Raw genomic sequence first — 12,164 nt, 5'->3', positions numbered from 1 at the left:
AGCAGACGGTATGGAGGAGTTGAAAAATGAATACAACAATCTTTGAAGCTGAGGGATTAACTAAACAGTACGGCAGTGCAAATGCGCTTCATAATATAAATATGCAGATTAAACAGGGTGATATCTATGGCTTTGTAGGTGAGAATGGAGCAGGTAAAACCACACTCATGAAAATAATTAGTGGATTAGTTTACCCTACAAAAGGGACTATCCAATTGATGGGTAAAAGTAGTGAGAAGGACATCGCACGAGTCAGAAAAAAAATGGGGGTTTTAATAGAGCTACCTGCCCTCTACCCCCATATGAATGCTGAAGAGAATTTAAGCTTTTATTGTAAGATTCATGGTATTTCGGATTTCAAGAGAATTAAAGATGTGCTGAATTTAGTGGGACTAACGGATGTTGAAAACAAAAATACAACGGAATATTCTCTGGGCATGCGTCAACGCTTAGGGCTGGCGATTTCCCTTCTCAATGAACCGGAATTTTTAGTGTTGGATGAACCGATTAATGGACTTGATCCTACAGGAATTGTAGAGATGAGAAAATTATTGGCTAAGCTGGCACATGAAAAAGGGGTTACCATCTTGATTTCCAGCCATATCTTGAGTGAACTCCAATTGTTAGCTACCAAATTCGGGTTTATTCATAAAGGGCAGTTCATTAAGGAAGTCTCTGTGGAAGAACTCTTACAATCAGCCGAAGCGCAAATTTGTATTAAGACCGTTGAAATAGCTGCAGCAATAAACGTGCTTAAGAACGATCTTAATATTCATTCGATCACATTGTCAGAAGCCGGAGAAATATTGGTTCCCAAGGATTTGACAGATCTTGAACAGTTAATGTCAACGTTAATTAGAAATGGAATTCCACTTGAAGGAATTAACCTGTCCACAGCAAATCTTGAGCATTATTATATGGATCTGATAGGAGAATGAGCAATGAGGGATTTTCTGAAAGCTGAGTCTTACTTTATAAGAAGGGATATCATGTTTAAGGGAATTTCTCTTCTGTTCCTTATAGCAAGTCTGGTACTAGCAATCTGGATTGGCGGTAAAGGTGGTTTTGAAATCGGTAATCTCGCGGAACCCTTAACGATTGTGACACCTTTATCTTTATTTTTTTATTTTATTATTCCGGTTTACGTATGTTTTTTTGCAACCGAAGGATTTGAATATGGATCTATCAAAGTTATCCTGGCTTCCGGACAAAGTAGGTTTATCTATATCACGGGGAAATACCTTTCTGTTTTTAAAATTATTATATGGTGGATTTTACAATTTACAGTAGTGTTTTATCTCGCTTATATGATAGCTGCTTTGATAATTGGGACTAACATCGGTAATCGTAATTTTTCTGCTGACTTGATTCAGGTTTCCCGTGTACTGGGATTAAATATCCTTTATTTATCAGCTTATGCTGCTCTAATCATTATGGTAGGTATTCTTATTAAAAGAACGGCTTCAGCGGTGGTTGTAACTTTTCTAATTATATTCGGAGACTTCATGATATCCGGTTATTTCCGTGATGCTTCCTCCGCATTGTTAAGGGGGATTTCAGACCATGCTTTAACGACCCAAGTTATGAAGTTTTCCGGAATCTACGTCGTTAATTCACAACATATAGTCCTAACCGGAGCAAAGAGCTTTATGGAAGTGGTGTTGATTCCTGTGATTATCATAGCTATTAGTTTGTCTGTCACCTATATTTCGTTTGGAAAAAGAGATATACACGCGTAGATAAAGGAGGAATTGAAATGGACAGGGGTAATAGATCACCAAAAACGATCGTTATTATAGGTGCGTTGCTAGCTATTGTAGTTTTTGTTGTTCTTTTTGTTGGTATTGAGATGGGATGAGGCTAGTCTCAGTATATGTTGCGGGGAGTTATGTGAAATGAAATACAATGTAGTATGGATCAGCATTAAAGAGTTATTTCATCCTTACCGTAAAAACATTTGGATAATCAGTATTGTTATGTTGGTGACTTCTGTAGGGAGCTTTTTGACTCCTTGGTTTACCAAGCAACTTATTGACATTGGTATTCTAGGTTTGGATTTTTATCGAGTTATTCAATACGTAGGACTGATATTTTTAGTATTCCTTATCCAACAATTACTTGGTATTTTTCAATTCTATTACTACAAGGAAATAAGTGTGAGAATACCATATGACTTGAATAAGAAAGCATGTAAACATGTGTTATCCGTACGCACGAAATTTTTTAAAGACAGAAATTTCTCAGTAGTGATGTCTGAGCTTTTTCAAGATATCGCCAACATATCGTCTTTGACAGACACGCAATTTTTAACATCTTTCGTTAATCTATTTAAAGTTTTCGCCGGCTTAACAGCATTGTTTTATATTAACTGGAAATTAACTCTAGTTATGCTCGCTACAATTCCAGTCAAAATGCTAATTAGCAGTTTTTTATATAAAAAGCAAGTAAAGGTATATGAAATCATTATGCACTTGCAATCAAATTTCTCAGAATGGTTAGGGGATGCAATTAGTGGCATTGAAGCGATAAAAGTATGGGGGATTACTGGAAAACGACTAGCGAAACTGAAAGTGAATCTGGATGGAAGTAAAAATGCTAAATCCAAGTTAATGCGTTATGGATTTATTGATAGTATATCGGGTTCATTTATGACGACATTGTTTACTTGTGGTCTTTACTTGTACGGTGCTTGGTTAATCCAAAAAAATGAAATCACTATTGGCGGTCTGGTATCTTTCATTTCGTACTCATCATTGGTATTTGAACCAATTACTATCATTTCGTATTTGATTACGCAATTATCCAGCGTGAAACCAGCCTTTGAGCGGTTTTTAAAATTTCTAAATACGGATGCTGAAATTGATAAACCGGAAGCGAAGGAATTATTAGAATCAATATCTATCAATGATCTTAAATTCGAAAATGTATCCTTGGTTTATGAGAATGAAAAAGCTCTGGATCAAGTGAATTTCACCATTCAAAAAGGTGAGAAAGTAGCGATTATTGGTTTGAACGGCAGCGGCAAATCATCTGTTGTAAATCTGCTGCTAAGATTCTATGAGCCTACTGAAGGCAGCATCAAAATAAACGATAAAGATGTGAAAGAGTATACTTTTGAATCCTATCGCTCAATATGGAGCTTGATGGCTCAAAACAATTATCTTTTCAATGATACTGTGGCGAACAATATCAACATTTCTGAAGAGCTTACACTTACTGAGATATTGGAAAGCTGCAAACAGTCAGGGGCATATTCATTTATCCAAGACCTGCCCGAAAAAATGGACACTCGAATTGGTTACAATGGCGCTAAACTATCGGGTGGACAAAAACAAAAAATAGCACTCGCCCGAACATTAGCACGTAAGGATACAAAAATTCTGCTATTGGATGAAGCAACCTCAAGCTATGACTATTACTCGGAGCAGGTTTTTAACGAGGAATTGTTATCTTCAGATCGTTATATGATGACTATCATTATCACGCATCGACCGGAAGTATTAAAGAGATTAGATAAGATTATTTATTTAAATGGTGGCAAGGTTCTTGGGATAGGAACTTTTGATGAGTTGTATACATCTCAGGAGAGTTTTAGAGATATGATTACTAGTACGCAAAGGGAGGAAACCCCGGATGCCTTTTATTCCTTTTCAAACGAGAGCGAATCTACATTACGTCTATGACATGAATAGAAACAGTATTTATAAAATCAAACAGAATCAGTATGAAGCGTTAAGTCATATTTCTGAAGGCAGTTATGAGGAAGCTGATGTAAATGTGCTTAAAGATTTTCAAAAGAGAGGGCTTTTAGCTGAATCTCCGATTCTACAAATTGAGCATCCGGCCAGTCAAATGTTGGAGTACCAGTTAGAGCGCTGTGTTAACTCAATCACTTTTCAAATGTCTCAAAATTGCAACTTGCGTTGTGGTTACTGTCCTTACTCAAGCAATGAAATTTATAATAATCGTTCACATTCTGCCCTGAATATAACCTGGGATACTCTGCAGCAAGGGATTGATTTCCTTGTAGCCCATTCTAAAGACGTGGACCACTTGCATGTAGCTTTTTATGGTGGGGAGCCTTTGATTGAAAAAAAACTCATCATAGATACTATGAAATATACACAGGAAAAAGTCAGCGGCAAAGAAATTTCCTTTGGTATGACTACTAATGGCACACTTCTGGATGATAGTTTTGCAAGGGAAGTTCGTGATTTTAACATATCCATTATGATTAGCCTAGATGGACCGAAGGATGTTCATAATGAAAATAGGACGTTTGTAAATGGACGTGGTTCCTATGAGATTGTATATCGTAATGTTGTACATATTCGAGATAACTATCCTGATCTATATCAAAAACTGAAGTTCAATACAGTTATTAGTCCAGATGGTAAGTTCGAAGAAATCTTTGATTATTTTAGAGCGGGAGAAGGAGTTAGTGACCTCTCTAAAGTTAACTTTAATACACTATCCATGAACTATACAGAGACGGAATTCGTTTATGGTGAGGCTTATTTTGAAGAACGAAATTACGAAGCTTTGAAGGCATATCTATTGCTGCTAGGAAAAGTAAAAGAAGAGCCTGTGGCCTATCATAAACGTGATATTGAAACCATTTATAGCTACAAAGAGTTTCTTTCGCCAATCAATGAGACCCCAAAAATTGCTCATCCCAGCGGGACTTGTATACCAGGCTTGAAAAAACTTTTTGTAGATGTAAACGGTAACTTTTTTCCTTGTGAGCGTATAGATGAAAATTCTTCACTAATGAAAATGGGAAATCTTCAGGATGGTTTTGATATTAAAAAGGTTCGAGAAATTTTGAATGTTGGAGCAGTTACGGAACAACACTGTAAAGAATGCTGGGCCTTTCATTGCTGCTCTATATGCCCCGCTGCAGCGGATAATGGAAAGGATGAACATTATTCAGAAAGCTATAAGCTTAGCAAATGCAACAGGGTTAAAGCGTCGGCATTAGAGAATTTGAAGAACTATACGATGATGAGGGAATTTAAATATCAGTTTAAAAGAGAGGATATTTCACTGTGAAGAAAAAACTGGCGGTTTACCCTTTTCATAAAGGTCTGATGCCTTTATTGCTAACAGAAAGTGAGCTTCAGAATTTCGAGCTGATATATGCCGTAGTTCCAAAAGGCTGGGAGTCATTCGATGAAGTGGACGACACTAAAAAGGCTTTAATATGTGATGAAGAGAGCTTTTATTTAAATGATCTGATTAACTCAGTTGATGTACTGTTATTATGTAAGCCTCAATTTCAAGTTGATGAATCAGGTTACTGCCGGTTAACTTCTCTTGCAGAAGAGAAGGGAAAGCATATTATGTACGTGTCTGAATTAAAAACTGTATTAAACCAATCAACCATAGAGGGTTGGGAGTGTCTGGATCTAGAGCATCCTTCTATATCGAAACAGAATGCATTAGCGAGTATCGACGTCCCAGTTATTTTAATTATGGGGATGGGGGAAAACTGCGGAAAATGGAATTTGCAGCTTAAACTAAGTGAAAACTTTCGCAATTCGGGATATAAGATGAGTTTGATTTCCAGCAATGCACTATCTAGATTATGGGGATACCATACAATCCCAGACATTATAGACGGCAATGATCTAACGTTTTCAGAACAGGTCGAGAGTATTAATGCCTATATTAAATATATAGAACAAGCTGAGAATCCAGATGTCATTATTATTGGAGTTCCAGGAAGCATTCTTAAGTATAGCACTTCAGTTCCCAATGGATATGGGTATATACCTTTTCTAATCAGTAATGCAGTCACACCAGATATCACAATATTAAGTTTGTATAACGGAAATTACGAAGAATCCCATTTGAAAGAAATGAAGTCCACTTGTTTGTACAAATATGGCGTTAATATTGATTACTATCATATTTCTGAGAATGTTTGTTTATATAATCCAGAAGCAAGACAACTAGAATACTATTCTGTAGATTATCTGGACTCAATGGAAAATAACTCCTATTCTCAAGAGGGGATGTATACTTTTAATCTTTCTAATTCTACAAGCCAAGAAGAGGCTTTTAGAAGAATTATAAGTGAGCTGCAAAATAATATTCCGATGATTTAAAGGAGGAGAAGGAGTTGTTGTATCTAAACGAACAGGTTATAGAAGAAACAGTCAAAAATTATGTTAAAGAATTCGATAGAACGACCAATCTATTAGGTGTAACTTCTGTTAGAAATATCATTTATATTTTAACAGATCTCGAGAATGAACTAGGATTCCAAATCAATGATTCTTTTATCCGTGAAATCAAAGACTTAACTGTAGAAAAACTTATTGAAGTTATACCGAAACATCTAAAGTAGTGGCATAGAAATTTCGCTCTATCATTCTCAATGCTGACATAAGAGATGTATTCAAAACAGACCCTATGACAAACTGAAAGGAGGGGACTAAACAATGGAACTGAATAAAAACGCTTCTCAACAAGTAGCTCCTATGGTCTCTACATTTGCAGCTTGCTGGTGTATGTGCCTATGCCTTATTTTTACAGAAAAAAGACATAGTGACCAATTAGATGCTTTGAATGCAGTTAAAAATTAGTGAATTTATGCATCATTAATTGAGATCCTGTTTTTGACGAAGTTTTATTAGAAAATTGGCTGTTTTGGATACATCCTTTATGTCAGCATTTAAACTCTAATATAAAATCTCCGGCAACCATATTGCCAGGAGATTTTTTTGTTCAGGGCTTGTTTTGATTGGGCTGATATCGGAAGAGTACTGAAAGTCACAGAGGATTATTTTAATTATAGATATAATGAAAGCGTTATCTTTTTATTGCAGTTTACTTAAATTAAAAGGAGATAAGCTATGAGAGTGAACAAAGTTTCTTTTAACCAGCTTGTGTTTATTTGTTTAGGGATTCAATACATGTTAATGCATTTGTTCTCTGCAGGCGAGGCGATTGTCATCACATCCATAGAGCTTGTTATATACATGATTTTTACCGTTGTTGGCCTTGTAGGATTTTTTATGCGGAGCAGAAAAGTGGATAGTGAGGCTATTTCCGGATTGGTCGCATTATTCTTCAGTGTATTATGGATGGTATCTTTATTCTCGCAATTTAAGAAAGAAAGCTACCCAGATGCTTTAACGGTAATTAATTCGCTTGGCGTAGCTACTGCCTTACTTGTGCTTCTGGCTGAGTTCATCATTATAGCTAAGGCCTAGCGTAAACACAAACAAAAAAACAAGACAGGTCTATTTTAAACTGTACCCTATGTAAAGGACATTTAAAAAAAGTCTAGGCAGATTGAAGAAGATGATCTCTGTATTGAACAGGGGTCATCTTTTTTAAATCCCATTGATACCTGTAGTGGTTATAGTAGGTCATGTAATCCTTAATCTCCTGTTTTAACTCAATCAAAGTCAAACAAGGCTTAATGGAAGCTTGATCTTTAAAATGACCAAAAAAAGATTCTTGTGGGGCGTTATCCCAGCAGTTTCCCCGCCTAGACATGGATTGTTTCAATTTCATTTTCTTAACCATTTTTTGAAAATAAGGATGTGTATAATGAGATCCCTGATCAGAGTGAATGAAGGCACCATCAGCTCTTTTAAACCTTTGGTTTTTCTTAAGCTTTAGGAGAGTATCTGTCGCAAGATCCATTGTGATTCGATCTGACACGTGATACGCCAAGATCTCATTGGTTGAACTATCTTTGATTGTGGATAAATAGGCTTTTTTACCCGATCCGTAAAATAAATAAGTGATATCCGTCAGTAACACCTTACCTGGAATGTTCTGCTTAAACTCCCGGTTCAGCAGGTTAGGAACGACCCTATGCTCCTGAGTAGCCTTCATCATCCGTTTATAGGGATTGGCCCGCCTAAAGGGGCATACAATGCTGTATTTCTTCATAATCCTCCTAATCCTTTTCAAATTGTAGATCACCTTAAACTGGCCCTCCAATGTCATCTTGATGGATCGGGCACCTTTCTTTCGTCTTTTGAAATGAAAAGCTTTTAGAATGACTTCTCTTAGTTGCTCATCTTGCTGTTTCTTCTGGATTCTCTTTTGCTTTGCTTCGGAAGACCAATACCTGTAATATCCACTCCTGGAAACCCCGGATACTTTACATAAATAGTTGACCAAACGGGAGAGTTGATATTTCTCGATGATGTTATGAATAAGGACAAATTTCTGGCTAGATGAAAGTACTATCCTTTGTTCTGCCTCCTTTCCATGAAACGAATCTTTTTTAACAGTTCATTCTCCGCTCGCAGCAAAGCATTCTGAGCTTCTAGCTTGGCATACTTCTCTTCGAGCGTTAGCTCCCGTTTAAGGGGTCTTCCTGAGGCGTGGCTTCTTGTATCCTGCAAACCTAAGATTCCGTTCTCTTGGTAACTCGCACGCCATCTCTTTGCTGAGGATTCGACTCTTTGGAGCCCAATGACAGTTACGTCAAAACCACATACTTCAAATATTTCTCTCGGCGGCTTCCCCTTATTATTCTCTGAGATAAACAATTGCTTAAACGCATCCGTATATGTAATTGCCTTTGAAGATACGGACCTCACATACGGATTGTTAGATAACTGCTTGATCTCTTTATCTGTAAATATTTTCTTGCTCATACCATTCCTCTTCCCTATCTTCTTCGTTATAAACAAAAATACCCTACCGAGAGACTTTTTAAAAGTGTCTACTCGATAGGATACAGTTTATTTAAGACTTGTCTTGTTTTTTATGCATCCCCAGAAATGAAAGCACACCCTGAGCATTCCGCTTAAATTCATATTCTGAATCATGCTTCGTATGATGGAATCTTGTTTCCGAGATTGGATAAAAGGGAGTGACTTCTACATCATTCCAGACAAAATAGTAATCTTGCCCACTACGCTCCACGCTCGCTTTGCAGCCATATCCCTCATAGGTTCCCATATAAGAAGCATAAATGCTATCATCAAGCGGGTAGGCTTGCGGAGAGATCGGCACCCTTACAGGTTCGCCGAAGACTAATCCAGCTAGCGATTCTGTTAACTTAGTGACGGGTACGCAATCATAATTAGTCAACATGATGACGCTTGTTTGATCTTCGGGGTATCTATGCAGTTCACTTCGGAAGCCGCGATAGGCACCGCCGTGATACATTCTTTTTCGATCAAAACGTTCGTCCAAGAACCAACCAAATCGATATTTGAGATTACTGGAATGAAAAGCCATCTCTAGGGTGTTATGAGACACTAATTGATCGGAGTACAAGGCTTGATCCCACAGGAAAAGATCGGCAGCCGTCGAATACATCCCGCCAGCGGATAAGATAGAACTCATATCTATGTATTCCCCTTGAGTATACTCTCCCCAAGAAGAATGATAAGGTGAGGCTAATTTTTGAATAATCTGCTGATTGTTATAAACTCCTGTATTTACCATGCCCAGAGGCTGTAATATAAAAGTAGTGATATAATCTTCAAATGTCATCCCTGTAATCTTCTCAATAATCATCCCCAGCAAATAATAACCTGAGTTGTTATAGGCAAATGAAGTGCCAGGCATAAATGCAGGGGGCTGACTCACAAATAGCTGTAACATCTCCCGTGGAGTCAGCTTTAGCTTATTAAATTTTTGATTATATTCGGGTATGGAAGTGTAGTTGGCTATACCAGAGGTATGTCCCAGCAGGTGAAGGATGGTAATCCCCTCTAGTTCATGCTGCTGAGGGAGATATTTTAGGATTGGATCTTCCAGTCTTAGACGTTTTTGTTCTTTCAGCATCAGGATAGCCATGCCAGTGAATGATTTGGTAAGTGACCAGATCCGGAATTTGGTATCTAAAGTGTTGGGGACCTGATGTTCAAGATTCGCATATCCGTACGCTTTATGTAACTTGATTTCTCCACGCTGAGCTATTAAGACTGTGCCACTTAATGGCCAGCTTTGTTCGTATTTATCTAAATAGTGCTCCAGACGCTGGAACTGTGTATCCACAGGTAACCCCTCCTTAAAGGCATATTCTAACATAATAATAAATTCAGTTGAAGTGGAGAGAAATCGATGAGATATGATTGTTTGATTATTGATGATGAAATTGAGCTTGCGGAGACCACCTGCGAATATTTTAATTTGTTTGATGTTCAAACCGCATTTGTTACGAGCGCCGATGCCTGTCGGAGCTTTTTGAGTGAGCATCAGGTGTCGATGTTACTCCTAGATATTAATTTAGGTGGTGAATCCGGCTTCCAGTTATGCAAAGAACTGCGTCAGACGACCGGGATTCCCATCCTGTTTATTAGTGCCCGCTCCAGTGAGGATGATGTATTAATTGCGCTAGATATCGGGGGAGATGATTATATTCATAAGCCGTATACCCTAAGAGTGCTGCTGGCAAAAGTAAAGGCGGTGCTTAAACGGTACAACAACGAAGTTGTAGCCGAGTCCTCCCTTCTTGAATCCGGACCCATCCAGATTGATCCCGAACTCAGAAGGGCAAGTCTTAACGGCGTACCCCTCAAGCTGAAAACAATGGAATATAAATTGCTAAAGTTTTTGATCCAGCATAAAAATCGGGTAATCCCTAAAGAGGAGCTATTTACAGGGGTATGGGGGGATGTTTTTGCGGGAGATGGCACCTTAAATGTACATATCCGTCATCTTCGTGAGAAGATTGAGCAGAATCCTAACGATCCACAGTACATCCGTACCGTATGGGGCATCGGTTATGCTTTTGAGGATAAATAAGCTATGACTAAAAAACTGCTGATAGCTCTGATGCTCACTATACTCGCTGCAAGTATAACTCTCTTATTGCTGATATTTAATTTGAAGGTGGAGACCTCAACAGACCGAGTGGCGATCAATACCATTGTTAAGCTTACAGAGCAGCATTGGGATAAGCTTGAGCCGAAACTGTACAAGGAAAGTCCCTATGATTTCGCCATTATTGATACTTCTGGTGAACTAAAATATCAGACTGAAAATGCGATTTCCGTTAGCGTTAATGAAGCTATCAATAATCGGGATACCTTAGTCGACGTTGTTGTTCAGGATCAGCTGGTGGGTAAAGTAATTATTAATAATGATTACCGTACGATTTTTATACATATGAAACAACAATTTATACAAGTTTCAGTTGCGATGCTGCTTTTGCTTACAATTCTAAGCATCCTCTATATTTGGTTCCTGAATAGATCCATTCTTCGTCCGTTTCGCAAAATGCAGCTATTCGCGAACCATATCGCAAGAGGTGATCTTGAAGTGCCTCTGGAAATGGATCGTAATCATCTATTTGGTGCTTTTACCGAAAGCTTCGATATGATGCGGGAAGAGCTTGCGGCGGCTAGGCACAGTGAATATTTAGCGAATAAGAGTAAGAAGGAGCTGGTTGCTAGTCTCAGTCATGATATTAAGACACCCGTCGCTTCGATGAAGGCGATTACGGAACTGATGTTATTAAGCGCAAGAGATGAGAAGACAAGCAGACAGCTAAACACCTTGTATTCCAAAGCGGATCAGATTGATCGTCTGGTCACAGACATGTTCCATTCCACCTTGGAGGAACTGAATGAACTAAACGTCAGCTTAACGGAGGAGAATAGTCACCTCCTGACCCAAATTATAAATAATGTGAACTTCTACGAACGGATTTCAGCAGCATCTGTGCCAGACTGCATCATTATGGTGGATCCCTTACGGCTGCAGCAGGTCATCGATAATGTGGTGAACAATTCCTATAAGTATGCCTACGCCGGTACACCCATCGATATTCAATTCGAGATTAGGGATCATTATCTGGAGATTGATGTTCTGGATTATGGTCCGGGTATCCCTGAGGAGGAATTGCCTTTAATATTCAATAAATTCTTTAGGGGCAGTCTGGCCGTGAGCCAGAACGGTGCAGGTCTAGGTCTGTACATTTCTCGTTATATGATGCAAAAAATGCAGGGCGACATTGTATGCTCCAATCGGGAGGATGGATTTACTGTAAAGCTGCTGATTCCTTTAGCAGGATAGAATTAAGAATTCGCTAAGGATTGCACAAAGACATGTTAAGAACATTTAACGTACGATTAGGTTGCAATTACGAATGAGTCTGTGATTGCAGCCATTATATTGTGCGTAGAGCTAGGGTTACTATTAGCGTAATTAATGAGCATGAACGTAAATGGAGTGTT

The 12,164-nt window shown here is 38.2% G+C and carries 12 protein-coding genes; 10 read left to right on the top strand and 2 right to left on the bottom strand.

Annotation, left to right across the window (positions count from 1 at the left end; all coding sequences use genetic code 11):
* Positions 1-26: 26 nt before the first annotated feature.
* The 8 genes from MHI27_RS20835 to MHI27_RS20800 all read left to right on the top strand — a co-directional run bounded on the left by MHI27_RS20835 (position 27) and on the right by MHI27_RS20800 (position 7,220).
* Complete coding sequence (locus MHI27_RS20835) at positions 27-938, top strand: ABC transporter ATP-binding protein (RefSeq protein WP_076284638.1); 912 nt, start codon at positions 27-29, stop codon at positions 936-938.
* A 3-nt stretch (positions 939-941) separates the two neighbouring features.
* Entirely contained in the window at positions 942-1,739 is a 798-nt protein-coding gene (locus tag MHI27_RS20830) for an ABC transporter permease (protein ID WP_405174635.1), read from the top strand.
* A gap of 156 nt (positions 1,740-1,895) precedes the next feature.
* Positions 1,896-3,683, top strand: coding sequence for an ABC transporter ATP-binding protein (locus tag MHI27_RS20825; RefSeq protein ID WP_405174634.1), 1,788 nt, complete (start codon positions 1,896-1,898; stop codon positions 3,681-3,683).
* A complete protein-coding gene (locus tag MHI27_RS20820; RefSeq protein WP_405174633.1) occupies positions 3,634-5,052 on the top strand; it encodes a radical SAM protein in 1,419 nt (472 codons plus the stop codon). The genes MHI27_RS20825 and MHI27_RS20820 overlap by 50 nt, the downstream gene beginning before the upstream one ends.
* Positions 5,049-6,110, top strand: coding sequence for a TIGR04066 family peptide maturation system protein (locus MHI27_RS20815; protein WP_405174632.1), 1,062 nt, complete (start codon positions 5,049-5,051; stop codon positions 6,108-6,110). The genes MHI27_RS20820 and MHI27_RS20815 overlap by 4 nt, the downstream gene beginning before the upstream one ends.
* A 14-nt stretch (positions 6,111-6,124) precedes the next feature.
* Complete coding sequence (locus MHI27_RS20810) at positions 6,125-6,352, top strand: hypothetical protein (protein ID WP_339242538.1); 228 nt, start codon at positions 6,125-6,127, stop codon at positions 6,350-6,352.
* Between the two features lie 94 nt (positions 6,353-6,446).
* Positions 6,447-6,590, top strand: a complete 144-nt coding sequence (locus MHI27_RS20805) for a hypothetical protein (RefSeq protein ID WP_156113154.1) — start codon at positions 6,447-6,449, stop codon at positions 6,588-6,590.
* A gap of 270 nt (positions 6,591-6,860) precedes the next feature.
* Positions 6,861-7,220 carry a hypothetical protein gene (locus MHI27_RS20800; protein WP_339266051.1) on the top strand — a complete coding sequence of 120 codons (360 nt, stop codon included), beginning with the start codon at positions 6,861-6,863 and terminating at the stop codon, positions 7,218-7,220.
* A 73-nt stretch (positions 7,221-7,293) separates the two neighbouring features.
* Here MHI27_RS20800 and MHI27_RS20795 read toward each other — a convergent pair.
* Positions 7,294-8,627, bottom strand: a protein-coding gene (locus MHI27_RS20795; RefSeq protein ID WP_405174631.1) for an IS3 family transposase whose coding sequence is annotated in 2 segments (ribosomal slippage) — positions 7,294-8,240 and positions 8,240-8,627 — 1,335 coding nt in all. Because the reading frame shifts where the segments join, the coding sequence is not laid out codon by codon here.
* Between the two features lie 91 nt (positions 8,628-8,718).
* Entirely contained in the window at positions 8,719-9,981 is a 1,263-nt protein-coding gene (locus MHI27_RS20790; protein ID WP_405174630.1) for a serine hydrolase domain-containing protein, read from the bottom strand.
* Positions 9,982-10,047: 66 nt separating this feature from the next.
* Here MHI27_RS20790 and MHI27_RS20785 point away from each other — a divergent pair, with 66 nt between their 5' ends.
* On the top strand, positions 10,048-10,731 hold the full coding sequence (locus tag MHI27_RS20785) for a response regulator transcription factor (protein ID WP_076300532.1): 684 nt from the start codon (positions 10,048-10,050) through the stop codon (positions 10,729-10,731).
* 3 nt (positions 10,732-10,734) lie between these two features.
* Complete coding sequence (locus MHI27_RS20780) at positions 10,735-12,003, top strand: ATP-binding protein (protein WP_405174629.1); 1,269 nt, start codon at positions 10,735-10,737, stop codon at positions 12,001-12,003.
* The last annotated feature ends 161 nt before the right edge of the window (positions 12,004-12,164 follow it).

The organism is Paenibacillus sp. FSL H8-0261, from assembly GCF_045040645.1.
Taxonomy (GTDB): domain Bacteria; phylum Bacillota; class Bacilli; order Paenibacillales; family Paenibacillaceae; genus Paenibacillus_AQ.
This window is presented reverse-complemented; position numbering and strand designations above follow the sequence as displayed.